Raw genomic sequence first — 19,394 nt, 5'->3', positions numbered from 1 at the left:
CGCGGTCAGTGGTTGCGGGGGGCGTACATGATCACGGCCATGCCGGCCAGGCAGACCAGCGCGCCGGTCACGTCCCAGCGGTCGGGCCGGTAGCCGTCGGCGACCATGCCCCAGACGATCGACCCCGCCACGAAGACCCCGCCGTACGCGGCGAGCACACGCCCGAACTCGCCGTCCGGCTGGAGCGTGGCGACGAACCCGTACGTGGCCAGCGCGATGACGCCCGCACCGATCCATGCCCAGCCGCGGTGCTCCCGGACGCCTTGCCAGACGAGCCAGGCGCCACCGATCTCGAAGAGCGCGGCGACGACGAACAGGGCGATGGAGCGGAACACGGACATGTGAGCAGCGTGTCATGCGTGGTGGGCGTGAGGAGCGTGGACGGCCGGAGCGGACGGCCGGAGCGGACGGCCAGCGCGAGCAGCCGGAGCGGACGGCTGGAGACGCGCCGAACTGGTAGGAAGATATGGATAATTCGTGCAAATCTGTATCTTCAGGGCATGTCAGTGACGCGAAAGGCTCGTCTGAAGGTGTCCGCTGCGGCGGCGATGGCGTCGGCTCTGGCGCTGGGCGCGGGCGGGACGGCCGCGGCCGTCGGTGCGCCGGGGGGCACGGCGGTGGCTTCTCGGGCGGGCTCGCCGGTGGTGCGTCCGGTGGCTCCTCCGGGCCCTTCTCCGGCGACTTCCCCCGTTACTTCTTCCGTGGCTTCTTCGGTGGCTGCTCCGGTGGCTGCTCCGGTGGTGCCGAGCATCGCCCCGGAGGCGGATGTGTCGCACCACGGGCATGTCTCGCTGTGGGGCACCGGGCTCGGCATCTGGCTGGTCAGCCAGAACAGCGGCCCCTCGAACCTTGCCGGGGTCACCGTCCGGCTACGGGTGTCCGTGCCGCTCTCCGGTCGGCAGGAGCTGCCCGGGGAATGCCTCCAGGCCGACCAGCAGACCGTGCTGTGCCGCACGGGCCCACTGGGCGCGGACGGCTCCCGACAGGGGAAGCTCGCGCTTGAACTGCAGCTTCTGGGGCGGCCGGCGGAGGTGGTCGTCCGGATCGACACCGTGTGGAACGGCGGGGCGACGGACCGGGATTCGAAGAACAGCGAACATGAGGTACTGGCTCCGGCCACCGGGGACGAGTACGTCTTCTGAGGCCACCGGTGAGGGCGACGGCGACGGCGGGTCGGGGTGACGTCGGGACGCGCCGTGGCCGGGGTGACGTCGGGACATGCCATGCCCGGGGTGACGTCGGGACGCGCCGTGGCCGGGGTGACGTCGGGACATGCCATGCCCGGGGTCGGGCGGGGGGAGTGCCGCGTTCCGCTCAGTCGCCGGACGGGTCCGGCGGCCCGGCGGGCGAGCCTCCGAAGTCGCGGACCGCTTCGGTGACGATCGCCTCCAGCCGGGCGTGGTGGGCGCCGCGCCAGTACACCCGGTCGCACTCCGTGCACTGCGCGAAGACGTCGTACGAGCGCTGAGTGCCGTCCTCCAGCCGCGCACCCACGGTGTCCTTGTCGGCCGCCGCCAGCCGTCCGTTGCAGGCGGTGCACCGGCTCCACGGGGCGAGCTCGGGCGCGAACCGCCCCAGCACGTCGCGCAGCTGCGCCTCGGGCCGGTCGCTGTAGACGTACGCCCCCGCCCAGATCTCCCGCCGGTGGAGCAGCCCCCGGTCCCGGGAGAGCAGGACGCGCCGCTCCTTCGCCGAGCGCGTGGCCAGTGCGGGGTCGCCGATGTCCTCGTACTCGTAGGCGGCATCCACGCCGAGCAGCCGCAGCCGCCGCGCGAGGGTGCCGAGGTGGACGTCGAGGAGGAAGCGCAGGGGCGCGCCCGGTACGTGCTGGGGGCGCTGCACGGCTTGTACGTCGACCGCTTCGCCCGCGGCGGGAATGTGGGAGAACGGTACGGGGCGGCCGTCGACGAGGAGCTGTCCGGCCTCGGTGAGCGGGACTCCGAGCGATTCGACGACGTGGCCGAGGGTGGACGCGCCGTCGGTGGTCACGGCCGTCCGCCCCCTGCGGCGTTCGTGCGCGACGAAGAGCCTCAGTTCAGGGGCGACTTCGAGGTGGATCTCCGGTCCGTTCACCTGGTCAGGATGCCATTGGGCCGAGTGTGCGGGCCAGGGATTTCGGGCGTGGGCGGGGCGTGGGGTGAGGGCGGGGTGCGGGTGGCCAGTGGGGGAGTGGCGAGTGGGTAGTGGGGAACCGCTCAACGATCCGGGTGGAGGTCCAGCCGCCAGTCGTTCGTCAGCAGCGGATGGCCGGGCGGGTACTCGACCTCGCACGCGCCGAGCAGGGTGAACCCCGCCTTGCGGCACACCCCGTTCGACGCGCCGTTGGCCACGGACGGGTAGGCGTGCAGATAGCGGCGCTTGCGCTCGGCGCGCGCCTGCTCGGCGACGGCCACGGTCGCGGCCGACGCGATGCCCCGACCCTGGAACCCCGCGAGAACGGCCCACCCCGTCTCGTAGACCTCCTGGCCCTGCCAGGTGCGCTCCCAGAATCCGATGGCGCCCACGGCCTCGTCCTCGCCGGTCAGCGCGATGCGGAACATCCTGCCCCGGCCCGTCCGGTCCGCGCTCAGTGCCAGGTAGCGGCCGTGGCGATTTATGAGCTGCTCCTCCGACTCGGGGCCGCCCAGGTGGTCCATCAGCTCCGGTGCGTTGGCACGACGGAGCAGCTCCAGGTCGTTGTCCGACCAGGGCTCGATCCGTACGGATGATGCTGTGGGGTGCTCCATGCCAAAACTGTAGGACGGGGCACTGACAGCGGACCGTGCTGGCGGTGAGCATCAGTCCTTGAGGGCGGCCATGGCGGTCGACCCCATGACGCGGCCGATTCCGGCGGGACCCTCACCGCGTCACCCGCGGCTGCCGGTCGCGGTCCGGTCCCGTGGCGGCCCCGGGCGTGGCATCGGTGGCCGGAACGCGCGCCCCCGGCACACTCGGCCCGTCGTAGAGCGCGCCGAGGGATTCGTACGCGCCGTCCACGATCCTCTCCGCGTCCACCAGCATCGCGCGCTCGGCGAGGCGGGCCGCCTGATGGGTGTACGGGGACGGCGGCGCCGGGTGCCGGCGCCGCCACCAGCTCTCACACGCGGCGTAGATGCCGCCGGAGAAGACCAGCACGGGGATCGACAGGGCCAGCAGAGTGTCGCCCATGGCAGGCCTCCTTCAGTGTCTGTGCCTCCTGCATCGGCAGGTTCGACAGGCCAACTGAAGATCATTCTTCGGCCAATGAATGGCCGGATTCAGAAAGGCCTCAGGTGCCGGTCGGTCTTGGCCGGCCAGTGCGGGCCGAGGTGTGGGTGTCCACCGGAAGCTGGTTCAGCCTGCGCAAGCAGACCCCGTGCCAAATGAGCTCGTGCGCGGGGGCGGCAGGGTTCAGGCGGGGGAGCCGGCTGAAGAGACCGGTGAGGGCGTCGTGGACGAGTCGGCGTCCGAGCGCCGCGCCGAGGCAGTAGTGCGGTCCGTGTCCGAAGGACAGATGGCTGCTGGGCGCCCGGCGGTGCGGGTCGGCGCGCAGCGGGTCGGGCCACGCCGTGGGGTCGAGGTTGGCGGAGAGCAAGGAGGCGACGACCACGGTGCCTTGGGGCAGCGAGGTGCCCGCGATGGCGCAGGACTCGCGGGTGAATCGCCAACCGGTGTGCTGGAACGACGGGTTCAGGCGCAGGATCTCCTCGGTGAGCGCCCTCGTGTACTCCGTGCCGTGACTGAGGCCGTGATTGAGATCGCGACCGTGACCGTGGCTGAGATCGTGGCCGCGACCAGGACTGAGGCCGTGGCTGAGGCCGCGCCTGACATCGGGGCGCCGCATGGCCAGGAGCGTGCCCGCCGGGATGACGGTGGCGAGCGAGTCGATGGTGCCGATGAGCAGCATGCCCAGCATCCCGGCCATTTCGGCGTTGGTGAGTTCTCCCGTCCGGTTGGCGTGCAGCAGGGCGGTGGCGGCGGTGGGGGCGGAGGAGTGGCGGGCCGTGCCGATGATCTGCAGGACGGCGCGGGAGAAGGCGCGCTGCGCCGACCGGGCCGTCTCCGTCCCCGGGGCTGCCGCGCTGGCGGCAAGGGCGGCCGTCACGGTGCTCCGGCGTCGCTCGCGCGGAACGCCGAGGACCTCGCCGACGGTGGCGCCTGCCAGCGGCAGGGCGAGATCGGCGACGATGTCGACGCGGTCGCGGCCGGCCAGCGACCGGATGATCTGTGCGACCTCGCACCGCAGCCTGGCGGCCGTCCCCGCCGCTGCGGCGGCGGTGAAGAAGGGGGCCACGATCCGGCGCATCCTGCGGTGGCGGTCTCCGGAGGCGGAGAGCAACTGCGGTGCGTGGGCGAAGAAATCCTCCGGATAACGGCGGAGGGGGAAGCCCTGCACGGGCCGGCCCACCTCTCTGACGTCATTGGTCAGACGCGGATCGGTGAGTACGGCCCGGGCCACGACGGCATCCGTCGTGGCCCAGGCGCGCAGGCCACCCGCGAGAGTGACCGGGCGCAGGGTGGGACCCGTCGGTTCGGTGAGGCGGCCCAGCGCCGCACCGAACCCGCCCTCGTTGAGGGTGGGGCAGGCCAAGAGGGGCGGCGGGCCTGCGGGGAGCGGGGCGCGGGTCATGCGCTGGTGAAGATCAGGGCGGTGTTCTGTCCGCCGAAACCGAGGGAGGTACTCGCCACGGCGGTCATCCGCTGCTGCCGGGGCTGTTTGGTGACGATGTCGAGGTCGATGGCGGGATCGTGCCGCTCGAGGTTGGCGGTGGGATGAATGGTCTGAGTGGTGAGGCTCAGGACGCTGACCGCCGCCTCGATCGCACCGGCGCCCGCGATGGCGTGGCCGATGACGCTCTTGGTGGCGGTGACGGGCGGGGGCGTGTGGAAGACGGCGCGCAGGGCTTCGGCTTCGCTGATGTCGTTGGCGGGGGTTGACGTTGCGTGGGCGTTGACGTGGCCGATGTCCGAGGGTGCGAGAGCGGCGTTGCCGAGAGCGGTGCGCAGGGCCTGTACGGTGCCGCGGCCCTCGGGGTGGGGGGTGGTCCAGTGGTGGGCGTCGCAGGTGGTGCCGTATCCGGCCAGGTGGGCGCGGATCGGGGCGCGCCGTGCTCTGGCGTGGCGGGTTTCCTCCAGGATGAGGATGCCGGCGCCTTCGCCGAGGACGAAGCCGTCACGGTCCGCGTCAAAGGGGCGGGAGGCTCCGGCGGGGTCGTGGCACCGGGAGGAGAGGGCACCCATCCGCCAGAACGCTCCGGCCGCCAGGCGTGAGGAGCCGGCGGATTCGCTGCCTCCGGCGATGACGATGTCGCACGTTCCGGAGACGATCAGGTCGCGGGCGAGCCCGATGGCCGTCGCCCCCGACGCACAGGCGGTACTGACGGCGAAGTTGGGCCCGGTGGCCTGGCAGTCGATGGCGATCTCGGCGGGCGCCATATTGGGCATGCTGCGGGGCACGTCGGTCGGCGACAGCGCCCGGTAGGCGCCACGGGCCAGATGCCCGTACTCGCGTGAGGCGGTGTCCTGGCTGCTCGCGCCGACGCCGATCACGACCCCGACCCGGTTGCCGTCCCAGGCGGCGGGGTCGAGGCCGGAGTCCGCGAGGGCTTCCCGTGCGGTGAGGAGTGCGAGGTGCACGAACCGGTCGGTGCGCCAGACGATGCGGCGGCCGATGGCCTTGACGGCGTCGAACCCGGGGATCTGGCAGGAGAACGCGACCGGCATGCCCTCCAGTCGAGGATCCGGTGTGGCAGTGGGGATGCCTGTGAGCAAGCCGGCCCAGGTTGCCGCGGCCCCCACCCCGGCTGGCGTGGTCATGCCCAGACCGGTGACGGAGACGGAGCGGGTGGTCATGACGCGGCGGGAACGGCCGTCAGCAGCAGCGAAAGGGCGTCGGCTGCCTGCGCCAGGGTGACGTCGGGACTGAACGACCCCTCGATTTCGGGGAACTGGAGCCCGTACCGGTCTTCGAGGACGACGACGGTCTCCGCCAGAGCCAGCGAGTCCATGTCCAGGTCCTCGAACGTGGTGGACGGTGTGATCTCGGCCCGGTCGATGCCGAAGTGCTCGCAGATGATGTCAGTGATCTGGTCTTGCATCGGAACGCTCATGTCTTACTCCTGTGCTGGCGGACCGGCTCAGTGGGCCGAGGGCGGCGGGCTGAGGGCGGCGTCGAGATAGGAACTGTCGATGGGTGCGGGCGGGTTGAGCAGGTGGCGGCACTCCAGATCCCGCAGGCTGCTGCGTTCGTAGCGGCGGCGCAGCCCGAGGTAGGCGGTGGCCTCGGCCCCGAACCGGTCGATGGCGCGCTCCAGACCCGTGGGGTCCGGGCGGTTGGTGACCAGCTCCAGACGAAGCCGGGGAGTGGACCGCTGCAGCGCGTTATTGATCTGTTCCACGGGCGTCTCGACGGGGTGCACGATGTGGTGGACACGGGCCCCGGGGCCTCGGGGCGCGTTCTCTGCCAGCCGCAGCATCGCCAGTGCCGCGTCCTCGACCTGCAGCAGGTTGATGCCGGAGTCGGGTGCGCCCACCAGGCGGACCACCAACTGATCCGCGAAGGAGGCTGGTTGACTCGTGCGATCGGATGACGGGGGAGGGGCCGGGCTCGGCAGGTCGCGGAGCGAATGCCGAAGGAAGAGGGCGAGCTTGGCAGCCAGGACGGCGTAGGTGTGCTGAGGGGCCCGGGGCAGTGCACTGCGTTCGCTCAGCAGCACGCTGGGCCGAAAGATCGTGGCGGAACGGCCGTTGTCACGTGCCCAGCGGTGGACCAGATTCTCGGCGCGATGCTTGGACTCCTCGTAAGGAGTGAGGAATCCGTGAGCGGAATCCAACTGCCGCTCCGGGACGACGCCTTCCAGCTGTGCTCCGGCCACGAATGCCGTACTGACATGGAACAGCGGCGGTTTACGGCCACCGGCTGTCGCCAGGGCGAGAATGTGCCGGGTGCCTTCCACATTGGTCCGGTGCAGTTCCTCGGCGGCGCCATGCAGTTTGGTGAGCGCGGCGCAGTGCCATACGGCATCGACACTGTCTGAGATGGTGCGGAATTCTGCTTCGGACAGGCCTAGTTGCGGGCGGTCCAGACCGACCTGGACGGCGCGTACCTGATGAGGGATCCGTTGCACGGTCTCTTCCGGTGCTCCCGCTGATCGCAGGGCGCAGGCAAGGGAGGACAGGGCCCGTTGCGGGGGCTTGCGCACCAGGGCCACCACCCGGACGTCATGTGGCAGCAGGCGCAACAGCAGGTGGGAGGCGAGGAAACCGGTGGCGCCGGTCAAGGCGATCGTGGAACCGGCGGACCTCTCGTACGGGAGACCGGCGGCCCGTTCGGTCGATTGAACCGTTTCCGGCATGACCCGTCTTCGCATTCTCTGTGGAGTGGATTGCACACTCGGAGCTCTGTCTCACGAGCTCCCGAACCTATACCGGCCGGAAGTCGCAGCAGCACCCGAATTAGTCAAAGACGGCTTATCCGGGCCCCGGTTCCACTCCAAAGAGGGACCCTTTCTGTGCGCTTTGCATGTCCTCTTCAATCAGAGTGCTGTAGACGCTCATTACGCCACCGGTACCGGCGCCCTTTCACCGCTGAGAGGGCGAAACCGGCCGTGCCCTGGACCGGCTGCGCCTCGTTCCTTCCGTGAAATTGCCTACCCGAAGCGGTCAAGCGGTCAAGCGGTCAAGCGGTCAAGCGGCCGAGTGGTCGAGTGGCCGAGTGGCCGACACCGAACCGAACGGTGAAGCCGAGGGAGGCTCGAACCGGATTGAGAGATGCATGGGCGCGCGAGACACAAAGGCACCGCATCAACGTGGGGCAGCGCCCCAGGGCGCCGGCCGGCTGCTGGCCGCGACAGGGCGCGTCGCCGTGCGATGGCGGCGCGGCGTGCTGCTGCTGGCCGCGGCGCTGACTCTGCTCTTCGCCCTGGCCGGATACGACGTCAGCGGGCGGCTGGTCAACGGCGGCTTCGTTCCAGGATCCGCGCCCTCCGCCGTGACCCACAAGACCATGGAGGGTTTCGGCGGCGGCGCCCCCGACTTAGTCCTGCTGGCTCACACCCGGGGCACGGTCGACGCGCCGGAAGCCCGGCGCAACGGCCTGCGGCTGGTCTCCCGCCTGCTCGCCGACCACCGCGTCACCGATGTGGACTCCTACTGGACCGGCGCCGTTCGCCACGGCACACCGGCAACGCCCGCGGCAGCAGGCGCGGCGAACGCGCTGACGCAGCGGCTGCGTACGCCGGACGGGCACACCGCCGTTGCTCTGGTGCGCCTGCACGGCAGCGCCGGCGATGTGCGCGCCGCGATGGACCGGCTGCTCCCCGAAGTCATGGGACGCCAGGGACCACTGGAGGTCAGGGCGACGGGGCAGGCCGCAGCCCTGAAGGATCTCGAGGACCAGAGCGGACGGGATCTGCGCGCCGCCGAACTCATCGCCACCCCGGCTGTGTTGCTGCTCCTGCTCTGGGCCTTCGGGAGTCTGTGGGCGGCGTTGCTGCCCCTGCTCGTCGGCGCGGTGGCCGTGGCAGGCGCCATGGCGGTGCTGCGCGCACTGACCGCATGGACGGAGGTGTCGGTGTTCGCGCTGAACCTCACCACCGCCGTGGGCATGGCCATGGCCGTCGACTACAGCCTGTTCCTGGTCGCCCGCTACCGTGAGGAACGCGCCGCCGACGTACCGCACGACGCCGCGATCCAGCGGATGATGATCACCGGCGGCCGCACCGTCGTGGTGTCCGCGGCGGTCGTCGGATCCGCCCTGACCGGGCTGCTGCTCCTTCCGCTGTACTTCCTGCGCTCCCTCGCCTGGGCGGGGCTGGCGGTCGTGGCGCTGGCTGCCGTCGCCGCGCTCCTGGTCGTCCCGGCGGCCCTGTCCTGCCTCGGCGGACGACGGGCCGGCACGGACTGGTTCGCGCGTCGGCGCCTGCGGGGGCCGGTGGAGCGCGGGCGGTGGTACCGGCTGGCAACCTCGGTCATGCGGCGGCCCGTTGCGGTGAGCGTCGGCGGTCTGCTGGTGCTGATCGCGCTTGCCCTGCCGTTTCGCGGCGCCGTCTTCGGTCTCAGCGACGAGCGCGTCCTGCCCCCGACCGCTCCCGTGGCAAGCGCGGCACGCGACCTGCGCGCCGGCCTTCCCGCAGTCGCGGGGTCCCCCATCGACGTGGTGCTGCCGCACTGGCAGGCCGACTCCCCACGGAGCCTGCGCGAACTGGACTCCTACGCACTCCACTTGTCCGCCCTCCCGGGGGCTGCCGGCGTGCGGACCGTCACCGGCGTCTACGTTCTCGGCCGTTCCGTCATGAGTTGCCCGGCGGCCCCCACGGATCCGCTCGTCCGACGCGCCACTTGCGCCGACCTCGCGGACCGGCACCGCGCGGCAGCCGGGACCTGGGTCGCCGTGAGCGGCCCACCGGCGGCTTACGGCCCGGCCGGTGCGGCGCTGGCGAGCTCCGTACGCGCCACCGACGCCCCGGTCGCCGTCCGGCTCGCCGGGCCGGCGGCGGAACTGTCCGACATCAAAACAGCCATCGCCCAACGGCTCCCCTACGCCGCCGCACTGGTCATCCTCTGCACCCTGGCCCTCCTCGGGCTGTTCACCCGCAGCCTCTTCCTGCCCGTCAAGGCACTCCTGATGAACCTCCTCAGCCTCACGGCGACCGCCGGGGGCATGGTCTGGATCTTCCAGGAGGGCCATCTGCGTTCATGGGTGGGCGATTTCACCGTCACCGGAACCACCGACCTGCTGACCCCGATGGTGGCGATCTGCCTGGCATTCGGGCTCTCCATGGACTACGAAGTCCTCCTGCTCTCCCGTATCGGGGAAGCCCACGCACGCACCCGCGACACGGTCCGGGCGACAGCGGTCGGACTGCAGTCCGCCGCGCCGCTGTTCACGGCCTCCGCCGCCGTCGTCATCGCCGTACTGCTCGCTCTCGCCTCCGCCGACATCACCGTGATCAAGCTCATCGGCGTGACCGTCGCACTCTCACTGCTCATCGACACCCTGCTCATCCGGCCCCTGCTGGTCCCCGCGGTGATGGCACTGGCCGGATCCGGCAACTGGTGGGTGCCGAAAGGCTTCCGGCGCATGCGCCCCACCACCCTGCCCGCCGTCTCGCGGGTGCCCCGACCGGCGGCGCCTCCCGCACCCGTACCGTCCGAACTCCTCCCCGGCGGCCGACCGGGGGAGGGACAGCGATGAACCGGCAGCCCCCACCCCTCTTCACCGCCACCACACTCCTCGGCGGTCCGCTGCCAGCCGCCGCCCAGCACGCCATGGCCGTCAGCGGCACCGGACCCGTCAGCGACGTACGCAGCCTGATGACCGGCCGGCCGGCCGCCACCATCCCCCACTCCACGCCCGCAGACGTTCTCACGGCGATCGCCACGGCCGCCCTCGCCCGGCAGATGTGGTCGCAGTCCTCGGCCGGCTGCCGCAGGAACGTCCTCGCAGGCCTGCACACCTGGATCACCCGGCACCGGACGTACCTCTGTGCGCTCCTGGCCCACGGCTCGGGCCTGTGCGGCGCCGACGCGACAGCCGAGTCCCGCGACGCCCGGCGCACCGTGCGACACAGCCGCACCCGCCCCGACCCCCTCGCCTTCATCCGTCGGCAGCCTCCGCAACCGCCCGGGACCGTCGCCACCCACGCCGACGACTGCAGGCCCCTCGTCTCCCTGCTCGAAGCCGCGGTGCCCGCGCTCCTGAACGGCAGCGCCGTCATCAGCCACGTCTCCCCCCGCACGGCCGTGCTCGCCGCCCGGCTGTGCGCGGCCGCAACGGCATCCGGTCTTCCCCCCGGGACCTGGCAGATGGTCGTCGCGGCGCCCGGATCCCTCACCGCCGCGGTGCTCGACGAACACGTGGACACCGTTGTCCCCCGATGCTGCCCGGAGACCACCCCGGGAACGCGCCGGCCCGGCCTGCTCGTCGTCCGTCACGACGCCAACCTGCGAACGGCCGTCACCCAAGCCCGCCACGCCTGCTTCGGCCGAGCCGGGCGGGGTTGCACAGCCGCCCCGCTCGTCGTGGTCCACGACAGGCATCACGACGCACTCCTGAGCCGTCTCACCGCTACGGCCGCTCGACTACCGGCGGGTGCGATGTCCTGCCTTCCGGGGAGCCGCCCCAGCGAGAGCTTCGCCCACTTCGTCCGGTGCGTCACCGCCGACGGTCCCTTCCGGCCGGTCCTCACCGGAACCCCCCGACCGGACATCTCCCCGTACCTGCACGAAGCCGTCGTCGCCACCGCTGCCCTGGACCCGGAACTGCCGGCGACCGTTCCGCCCGGTCCGCTCGCGCTCGTGATGCGCTACAGCCACTGGTCCGACGTTCTCGCACTGGCCCGTCACACCGGCCGTCACACCACTTTGATCACGAACGCCCGCTCCGGCTACCTCACCGGACAGTTCGCCTGTCTCGCAGCCAACGACATCCACATCAACCGCCACCCCCGGCACGGCCAGAAGGCCGCCATCCTCTGACCCGGATCACGGACAACGGGGGACACGGCCGGGGACGCACCAGCGGGCCCGGCGAGAGTCGTGCGGCCGGTGGGAGAAGTCCTGCCACTCGTGGAGCGGATGGAGGAGCGGATCTGCCCAGAGAGAGCCGCCGACCAAGGCCACACGGTCACGGGCCACCAATCATCGAGCGGTACGCCGGCGGGGTACTCCCGGCCTGTTGAAGAGCGCGCGAGACGGCGTCTTTGGCTATCCGTGGGGAGTGGTCGGGCTCGCAAGGATGCGACAAACGTGGGCCGGCTCCCGACAGACGCGCGCTACACACGGGATTGAGGCAGCGACTTTCAGTCATACGACGAGGTCATCGTTTCTGCTCGCTCTGATCCATTTCGGAGCAGGCGGTCAAGCACCTGGCGAGCGTCGCTCCGGAGATAAACTGGGCTCTTCCCAGTCCCCTCTTGGAGGTGCGCACCCGGTGCCTGATTCCTTCGTTCACCTGCACAATCACACCGAATACTCGATGCTCGACGGGGCCCAGCGGCTCAAGCCGATGTTCGAGGAGGTCGCCCGGCAGGAGATGCCGGCGATCGCGATGTCCGATCACGGAAACATGTTCGGTGCGTATGAGTTCCAGCAGGTGGCCAAGGGCTTCGATGGCGTGAAGCCAATCATCGGCATCGAGGCGTACGTCGCTCCCTCCTCGCGGCGTAACCGCAAGCAGGAGTTCTGGGGCCCCGGCGGCGTCCGGGCCATGTCGGACGATGGCGAGGGCTCGAAGGACGTTTCGGGTGGTGGCCGCTTCACCCACATGACCATGTGGGCACGGAACGTCCAGGGGCTGCGGAACCTCTTCTTCCTGTCGACCGAGGCCAGCTACACGGGACAGTTCCCCGCGGGCAAGCCCCGGATGGACATGGAGCTGATCTCCGAGCATGCCGAGGGAATCATCGGTACGACTGGCTGCCCGTCCGGAGCCATCCAAACCCGCCTGCGGCTGAACCAGTACGACGAAGCACGGGAAGTGGCGGCCTCTTACCAGGACATCCTGGGCAAGGAAAACTACTTCCTGGAGCTGATGGACCACGGCCTGGACCTGGAGCGCAACGTCCGGGCGGATCTTCTCCGGCTGGCCAAGGACCTGGACATTCCGCTGCTGGCCACGAACGATGCGCACTACGTCCTGGAGGAGCATGCCGATGCCCACGACAATCTCCTGTGCATCGGTGTAGGCAAGAACAAGGACGATCCAGGGCGGTTCCGATTCAACGGAAGCGGCTATTACCTCAAGACGGCCGCCCAGATGCGGGAGCTCTTCTCGGAAATCCCCGAGGCATGCGACAACACGCTGCTCATCGCGGAGCGCATCGAGTCGTATGAGGAAGTCTTTGCGCCAGAAGACGAGATGCCGCAGTATCCGGAGGTCCCGGAGGGAGAAACTCAGGAGACCTACCTGCGCCGTGAGTGCATCAAGGGTCTGGAAATGCGCTACGGCTCTCCCGTTCCCGATCACGTCATGGAGCGGTTCGAGACCGAGATGAAGGTCATCGGTCCGATGGGCTTCAGCAGCTACTTCCTCGTTGTCGCCGACATTTGCCAGTACGCCCGGGACAACAAGATCCCTGTGGGTCCCGGACGTGGTTCGGCAACCGGGTCGATCGTCGCCTACGCCACTCGTATCACTGAGTTGTGCCCCCTGGAACACGGCCTGCTTTTCGAGCGGTTCCTGAACCCCGAGCGCATCAACCCGCCGGACGTCGACCTTGACTTCGACGACCGCCACCGCGACCGCATGGTGCGCTACGTCGTCGATAAATACGGCGACGAGTTCACGGCAATGGTGAACACCTTCGGAAAATTGAAGGCCAAGAACGCGATCAAGGACACGTCGCGCCTCTTGGGCTATCCATTCAGCCATGGCGAGCGCATCACGAAAGCACTGCCGCCGGATGTGATGGGAAAATCAATTCCCATCAACGGAATTTTCGATTCCTCCCACCCCCGCTATGGGGAAGCCGGGGAAATTCGAGCTCTGTACGAGAACGAGCTGGATGTCAAGAAGGTCGTGGACGGCGCGAAGGGCGTCGAGGGACTGATTCGCAACACGGGCGTTCACGCGGCTGCGGTCATTCTTTCCAAGACACGGCTCACCGACCGAATCCCCTTGCACATGCGCGCCAAGGATGGCGTGAAGATCACTGGTTTCGACTACCCCAGCTGTGAGGACATGGGGCTGGTCAAGATGGACTTTCTTGGCCTGCGAAACCTCGGTGTGATTGACCATGCGATCCAGAATATTCGCGAGAACCGCGGACTCAGCATCACCACGGACACTGTCCCGCAGAATGGTGATCAGCCGATTCCGCTGGACGACGCCACCACGTACAAGCTCTTGGCCCGAGGTGACACCTTCGGCGTTTTCCAGCTTGACGGCGGTGGCATGCGCACTCTTCTGAAGCTGATGGAACCGACTCGGTTCGAAGACATCGCGGCCGCCCTTGCCCTCTACCGGCCTGGCCCGATGGCGGCCAACGCGCACACCAACTATGCGCATCGCAAGACCGGCCGCCAAGAGATCGCGCCGATCCATCCTGAGCTGCAGGACGCGCTGGAACCCATTCTCGGCAACACGTTCCACCTGCTCGTCTACCAGGAGCAGATCATGGCCATCGCCCGGCAGCTTGCCGGGTACACCCTCGGCGGCGCAGACCTGTTGCGCCGAGCCATGGGTAAGAAGAAGCCCGAGGTACTTGCTGCGGAGTGGGAGAAGTTCCACGGCGGCATGAAGGACAACGGGTACTCCGAAGAGTCGATCAAGGCTCTGTGGGACGTCATGCTCCCCTTCTCGGGCTACGCGTTCAACAAGAGTCACACCGCCGGCTACGGGCTGGTGTCGTTCTGGACCGCCTACCTCAAGGCGAATTTCCCGGCCGAGTACATGGCTGCCCTCCTCACCTCTGTCGGTGACGACAAGGACAAGGCCGGCATCTACCTGGCCGATGCACGCAAGATGGGTGTGCAGGTTCTGCCCCCGGATGTGAACGAGTCCATCGGCAACTTCACAGCCATCGGCGACAGCGTCCGCTTCGGTCTGCGTTCCATCCGCAATGTCGGTGAGAACGTGATCGAGTCCCTGGTCGCCACCCGAAAGTCGCAGGGGAAATTCTCCTCCTTCGCGGACTTCCTCGACAAGGCCGACATCGGCGCTCTCAACAAGCGAGCCGTGGAATCTCTGATCAAGGGGGGATCCTTCGACTCGCTCGGCCACTCCCGCAAGGGACTGTCCGCGATCCACGAGGACGCCATCGACTCCATCATCCCGGTGAAGAAGCAAGCGGCAATCGGCCAGGACGATCTTTTCGGCGACCTGGGTGGAAGCGATGACGCCCCTGCATTCGGCCTGGACTTCAAGATCGACGACTCTGAGTGGCCACGCAAGCAACTGCTTGCCACCGAGCGGGAGATGCTCGGAATGTATGTCTCGGCCCACCCATTGGACGGCACCGAACACATCCTGTCCCGCCACCGAGACACCACGATCAGTGAACTCCTTGGATCAGGCCGGACCGAGGGCATGGTGAAGCTCGCCGGGCTCATCACGAGCGTCGACCGCCGCATGACCAAGCAGGGAAACGCCTGGGCGATCGTCAACCTGGCGGACCGTGACGGAGAGATGGAAGTCCTCTACTTCCCGGCCTCGTACGCGCTGGTGCAGCACGCCTTGATTCCAGACAGCGTGGTTTCCGTCGCAGGCCGGCTCAATGACCGTGATGGCGTGGTCAGTATCGCGGGCCAAGAGCTGGAAGTGCTGGATGTGTCGTCTGCCGAGAGCGGTGGGAAGCCTCCCGTTCGACTCCAGTTGCGTTCCCACCGGATCAACGAACCCACAGTCCAGGAGCTGAAGCGCATCCTCTCGGCGCACAAGGGAGACAGCCCGGTTCGGCTCCAGGTGCTGGCCCCCGGCAAGACGGTCGTCTACGCTCTCGGCTTCGAGGTGGATCCCACGCAGGTGGCATCCGACATCAAGGGCACGCTTGGCGCGGACGTCTGGGTCGGCGTTGTGTGACTGGCCCAGATGAGATCGACGTCCAAGTGGACGAGCCGCCGGCCGCGCGGCCAGGAGGTCCGCAGCCGGCGGCAGGCGCTTCTGTGCCCGCGGTGCGAGAGGGGCGTGCCGGCGGCAGAGAACCCGCTGGCCCTCTTCGCGGTTGATGGACAGCTGGACATGGCGAACGTCGAGGTCTTTGCCGAACTCGTCGGCGACTGGGGAGAAGGCGTGCGGAACAGACGGGTCAACACCGCCGACCTGGCGGTACTGGAGGAGCAATTCCGGCGTGGCGAGCTGTGAAGAAGCCTGCCGGCAGAGACCAACGATGAATGCGTGGGGGGACCCGCCCTCGACTCAGCCGTCCGAGCTGCCGGTGCAGGACATCATCGAGCGCTACGAGGATCATGAGTCCGCAAGCGCGTTGGGCGCGGCGTACGGGGTGAGTACGCGGACGATTCTCCGCGTTCTGAGCCGACATGACGTACCGCGTCGTGGCAATCGTCTGGTGCTACCGCTGTCGAACGACGAAATCGCCCTGCGCTACACGGAGGGGCGTGAGCAGATCCAGGTCATCGCCGAAGATCTCGGTGTGAGTCGGCACACCGTGGCGAAGCGGCTGGACGAGAAGGGTGTCCGGCGGACCGTCGGACACCGGGGCCTCGAACTCTCGGACGCAGCCATGGCGGCACGGCGATCGGCCGGTGAGTCGGCCCGGAGCATTGCGGCCGATCTCGGGATATCCCACACGACCGTCCTCAAGCGAACACGAGCGCTTTTGAGGGGGACGACCCCAACCAATGTCGCACCTGACCCGGCTGGGGGCTGCACGTAGGCCGGTAGCCCGGTACAGGCCCGAATCGCCTGTACCGGGCCGCTCCCCACTCCATGGGCGAGCGCCCGAGGGAGACAACCCACGGCAACAACGGCGGAGAGCCCGGTACTCGGTAACGGGCATGCCGGGTTCGGCGCGCGGCCCGGGGAGACGGGCCGGTGGTAGCACCGGTACCGCGCTCCAGGCCGGCTCGACCGGCCTGAAGGCTATCTCAGGCACTGTCATGGGTGGGGTCCGAAATAACCCCACCCATCTCCCCAGGAACCCCGGCTCAGGGCCACACCAGGCAGTACGCCTGATGCCCCGCATCATGCAGCCGGTGCGAGAAGTCCTGCCACTCGTGGAGCAGTTGGTAGACGTTGTACGCATCGCGGGGGCCGCCGCGGTCCGGGACGGTGGACCAGATGAAGGCCGCGGCGCCCACCGACTCCTCGCCGACGCCGCGCAGCGGGTCCACGACCGTCATGGGGAGCCTGACCACCGCGTAGTCGGGGTGCAGGACGACCAGCTCCAGCGGCGGGACCTTGTGCAGGGGTATGCCCTGTATGCCGGTGAGGACCATCGCGGCCACCGTCTCCGGCTTGATCTTGCTGAACATGCCGCCCATGCCCAGTTCGTCGCCGCCGAGCTCCTCCGGGCGCATGGAAATGGGCACACGTGCGGCAGTGGCCCCGTCGGGAGCCCCGAAGTACTTGTAGGTCACCCCCACCCGGCCACCACTCCTGCTTTCGGCTCCGCCACCGACCTGCGCACCGCCGGCCTGTATGCCCTGCCTGCGCTCAGCCTCGCGCCGGTGCCGCCCTCGCCGGGCAGGCTCGGGCCCCAGGTCGTCGGTCCCTTCGCCCACTCCGCCACCGCGATGCATATCTCATCCACCCGACTACTAACTAGGAGACACGGCCCCCGCCGCGCAACCCGATCATCGTGTCAGTGACCTCCCCCACGGGCGTGCGGTGAAACACCTGTCCGCAAGACTGTCCGTGGCTCTGACACCATGGCATGTGTGAGCTTTCCCTATGACGCCCCAGTTTCGCAGACGCTTTTCGACCGCGCGTCCCTCGTGACGCCCGGCGGCGTGAACTCTCCCGTACGTGCCTTCCGGGCCGTGGGCGGTACGCCCCGCTTCATGGTGTCCGGTACCGGTCCGTACCTCACCGATGCCGACGGCCGTGAGTACGTCGACCTCGTGTGTTCGTGGGGGCCGATGATTCTCGGCCATTCCCACCCCGAGGTCATCGCCGCAGTTCAGGAGGCTGTCGCCCGCGGCACCTCGTTCGGTACGCCCGGCGAGGGCGAGGTCGCCCTCGCCGAGGAGATCGTCGCCCGGGTCGAGCCGGTGGAGCAGGTACGGCTCGTGTCGTCCGGCACCGAGGCGACCATGTCCGCCATCCGCCTGGCCCGCGGTTTCACCGGCCGGGCGAAGATCGTGAAGTTCGCCGGTTGTTACCACGGTCACGTCGACGCGCTGCTCGCCGCCGCCGGGTCCGGGGTGGCGACCTTCGGGCTGCCGGACACGCCGGGGGTCACCGGCGCCCAGGCCGGCGACACGATCGTGGTGCCGTACAACGACCTGGACGCCGTGCGGGCCGCGTTCGCCGCGCAGCCCGGCGAGATCGCCTGCGTGATCACCGAGGCGTCGCCGGGCAACATGGGCGTCGTACCGCCGCTGGACGGTTTCAACGCCGGGCTCAAGGAGATCTGCGCCGCCAACGGCGCGCTGTACATCTCCGACGAGGTCATGACCGGGTTCCGTACGTCGAAGGCCGGCTGGTTCGGCGTCGACGGGGTGCGGCCCGACCTGATGACCTTCGGCAAGGTGATGGGCGGCGGCTTCCCGGCCGCGGCCTTCGGCGGGCGCGCAGACGTGATGGCGCACCTGGCCCCGGCCGGCCCGGTCTACCAGGCGGGCACCCTCTCCGGGAACCCGGTCGCGACCGCCGCCGGTCTCGCCCAGTTGCGCCTGCTGGACGACGCCGCGTACACCAAGCTGGACGCGGTCTCCGCGGAGCTCCGGGGGCTGGTGAGCGAGGCCCTGACCAAGGAGGGGGTCGCGCACACCGTGCAGGCGGCGAGCAACATGTTCTCCGTGTTCTTCACGGACCGGCCGGTCCGTGACTACGAGGACGCCAAGCAGCAGGAAGCCTTCCGCTTCACCCCGTTCTTCCACTCGATGCTGGCGCAGGGCGTCTATCTGCCGCCGTCGGCGTTCGAGTCGTGGTTCGTCTCCACCGCCCACGACACCCGGGCGGTGGAGCGGATCGCCGCCGCGCTGCCCGCCGCAGCCCGCGCCGCATCGGAGGCCACCGCATGAGCGAGACCAGCAGCAGTACGGATCGCCAGGACATCACCGTCGTCCACCTGATGCGTCACGGAGAGGTGCACAACCCGGACGGCGTGCTGTACGGGCGCCGCCCCGGCTTCCACCTCTCCGAGCTCGGCCGGCAGATGGCCGACCGGGTCGCCGAGCACCTGGAGAAGCGCGACATCACGCACGTCGTCGCCTCCCCGCTGGAGCGCGCCCAGGAGACGGCGACTCCCATCGCCAAGGCGCACGGCCTGGACCTCGCCACCGACGGGCGGCTCATCGAGGCCGCCAACGTCTTCGAGGGCAAGACGTTCGGCGTCGGCGACGGGGCGCTGCGCAAGCCGGACAACTGGAAGCACCTGACGAACCCGTTCCGGCCGTCCTGGGGCGAGCCGTACATCGAGCAGGTCGTCCGGATGATGGGCGCCCTGGACGCGGCGCGTGACGCGGCCCGTGGGCACGAGGCGGTGTGCGTCAGCCATCAGCTGCCGATCTGGATCGTGCGGAGCTTCGTGGAGCGGCGGCGGCTGTGGCACGACCCGCGCAAGCGGCAGTGCACGCTCGCCTCGCTGACCAGCTTCACGTACCAGGGGGACAAGATCGTGTCCGTCGGGTACTCGGAGCCGGCGCGGGATCTGGTGCCTGCGCATCTGCTGGCGGGGGCGAAGCCGGTGAAGGGTGCGTCCAAGGGGTTCGGCGCATAGTCGCTCCCGGGTCGGGGGCCCCGTGTCGGCTGCGGGGCGCCCCCGGCCGGTGTTCTGTCCTCGGACACCGGACCGGCTTGATCTGTCCGGACC

At 69.2% G+C, this 19,394-nt stretch carries 17 protein-coding genes; 8 read left to right on the top strand and 9 right to left on the bottom strand.

The features are described 5' to 3' along the window. Nucleotides 1-5: 5 nt before the first annotated feature. Entirely contained in the window at nucleotides 6-341 is a 336-nt protein-coding gene (locus FHX80_RS11600; RefSeq protein WP_145764122.1) for a YnfA family protein, read from the bottom strand. A gap of 360 nt (nucleotides 342-701) precedes the next feature. On the opposite strand from FHX80_RS11600, the gene FHX80_RS11595 reads away from it, so the two are divergent. Further along, nucleotides 702-1,142 (top strand): hypothetical protein, encoded by a 441-nt coding sequence (locus FHX80_RS11595; protein ID WP_145764121.1) that lies wholly within the window; start codon nucleotides 702-704, stop codon nucleotides 1,140-1,142. Between the two features lie 172 nt (nucleotides 1,143-1,314). Here FHX80_RS11595 and FHX80_RS11590 read toward each other — a convergent pair whose 3' ends face one another. From FHX80_RS11590 to FHX80_RS11560, 7 genes are all read right to left on the bottom strand, one after another. Further along, nucleotides 1,315-2,073 (bottom strand): Mut7-C RNAse domain-containing protein, encoded by a 759-nt coding sequence (locus FHX80_RS11590; RefSeq protein ID WP_145764120.1) that lies wholly within the window; start codon nucleotides 2,071-2,073, stop codon nucleotides 1,315-1,317. Nucleotides 2,074-2,195: 122 nt separating this feature from the next. Then, nucleotides 2,196-2,726, bottom strand: a complete 531-nt coding sequence (locus FHX80_RS11585; RefSeq protein WP_145764119.1) for a GNAT family N-acetyltransferase — start codon at nucleotides 2,724-2,726, stop codon at nucleotides 2,196-2,198. 112 nt (nucleotides 2,727-2,838) lie between these two features. Then, complete coding sequence (locus FHX80_RS11580; RefSeq protein ID WP_244318227.1) at nucleotides 2,839-3,147, bottom strand: hypothetical protein; 309 nt, start codon at nucleotides 3,145-3,147, stop codon at nucleotides 2,839-2,841. A 100-nt stretch (nucleotides 3,148-3,247) separates the two neighbouring features. Further along, entirely contained in the window at nucleotides 3,248-4,588 is a 1,341-nt protein-coding gene (locus tag FHX80_RS11575) for a cytochrome P450 (RefSeq protein WP_145764118.1), read from the bottom strand. After that, on the bottom strand, nucleotides 4,585-5,811 hold the full coding sequence (locus FHX80_RS11570) for a beta-ketoacyl-[acyl-carrier-protein] synthase family protein (protein WP_145764117.1): 1,227 nt from the start codon (nucleotides 5,809-5,811) through the stop codon (nucleotides 4,585-4,587). The genes FHX80_RS11575 and FHX80_RS11570 overlap by 4 nt, the downstream gene beginning before the upstream one ends. Then, nucleotides 5,808-6,068 carry an acyl carrier protein gene (locus FHX80_RS11565; protein WP_145764116.1) on the bottom strand — a complete coding sequence of 87 codons (261 nt, stop codon included), beginning with the start codon at nucleotides 6,066-6,068 and terminating at the stop codon, nucleotides 5,808-5,810. The genes FHX80_RS11570 and FHX80_RS11565 overlap by 4 nt, the downstream gene beginning before the upstream one ends. A 27-nt stretch (nucleotides 6,069-6,095) precedes the next feature. After that, nucleotides 6,096-7,313, bottom strand: a complete 1,218-nt coding sequence (locus FHX80_RS11560) for an SDR family oxidoreductase (protein ID WP_167523502.1) — start codon at nucleotides 7,311-7,313, stop codon at nucleotides 6,096-6,098. Between the two features lie 509 nt (nucleotides 7,314-7,822). Here FHX80_RS11560 and FHX80_RS11555 point away from each other — a divergent pair. From FHX80_RS11555 to FHX80_RS11540, 5 genes are all read left to right on the top strand, one after another. Then, nucleotides 7,823-10,153: an MMPL family transporter gene (locus FHX80_RS11555; protein WP_167523500.1), complete on the top strand. Its 2,331-nt coding sequence runs from the start codon at nucleotides 7,823-7,825 to the stop codon at nucleotides 10,151-10,153. Then, nucleotides 10,150-11,436 carry an aldehyde dehydrogenase family protein gene (locus FHX80_RS11550; protein ID WP_145764113.1) on the top strand — a complete coding sequence of 429 codons (1,287 nt, stop codon included), beginning with the start codon at nucleotides 10,150-10,152 and terminating at the stop codon, nucleotides 11,434-11,436. The genes FHX80_RS11555 and FHX80_RS11550 overlap by 4 nt, the downstream gene beginning before the upstream one ends. Before the next feature lie 454 nt (nucleotides 11,437-11,890). Beyond that, nucleotides 11,891-15,478 carry a DNA polymerase III subunit alpha gene (dnaE, locus tag FHX80_RS11545; protein WP_167523410.1) on the top strand — a complete coding sequence of 1,196 codons (3,588 nt, stop codon included), beginning with the start codon at nucleotides 11,891-11,893 and terminating at the stop codon, nucleotides 15,476-15,478. Between the two features lie 9 nt (nucleotides 15,479-15,487). Further along, nucleotides 15,488-15,760, top strand: coding sequence for a DUF6300 family protein (locus FHX80_RS35630; protein ID WP_244318226.1), 273 nt, complete (start codon nucleotides 15,488-15,490; stop codon nucleotides 15,758-15,760). A 73-nt stretch (nucleotides 15,761-15,833) separates the two neighbouring features. Next, nucleotides 15,834-16,292, top strand: coding sequence for a hypothetical protein (locus FHX80_RS11540; protein ID WP_145764112.1), 459 nt, complete (start codon nucleotides 15,834-15,836; stop codon nucleotides 16,290-16,292). A gap of 271 nt (nucleotides 16,293-16,563) precedes the next feature. Here the strand turns inward: FHX80_RS11540 and FHX80_RS11535 are convergent, their stop codons facing one another. Further along, nucleotides 16,564-17,157 (bottom strand): hypothetical protein, encoded by a 594-nt coding sequence (locus tag FHX80_RS11535; protein WP_145764111.1) that lies wholly within the window; start codon nucleotides 17,155-17,157, stop codon nucleotides 16,564-16,566. 129 nt (nucleotides 17,158-17,286) lie between these two features. Between FHX80_RS11535 and hemL the strand changes: the two genes are divergently transcribed. After that, on the top strand, nucleotides 17,287-18,603 hold the full coding sequence (gene hemL / locus FHX80_RS11530; RefSeq protein ID WP_145764110.1) for a glutamate-1-semialdehyde 2,1-aminomutase: 1,317 nt from the start codon (nucleotides 17,287-17,289) through the stop codon (nucleotides 18,601-18,603). After that, nucleotides 18,600-19,301, top strand: coding sequence for a histidine phosphatase family protein (locus FHX80_RS11525; RefSeq protein ID WP_145764109.1), 702 nt, complete (start codon nucleotides 18,600-18,602; stop codon nucleotides 19,299-19,301). Before hemL ends, FHX80_RS11525 begins: the two co-directional genes overlap by 4 nt. The last annotated feature ends 93 nt before the right edge of the window (nucleotides 19,302-19,394 follow it).

The sequence above is a fragment of the Streptomyces brevispora genome, from assembly GCF_007829885.1.
GTDB classification, from domain to species: domain Bacteria; phylum Actinomycetota; class Actinomycetes; order Streptomycetales; family Streptomycetaceae; genus Streptomyces; species Streptomyces brevispora.
This window is presented reverse-complemented; position numbering and strand designations above follow the sequence as displayed.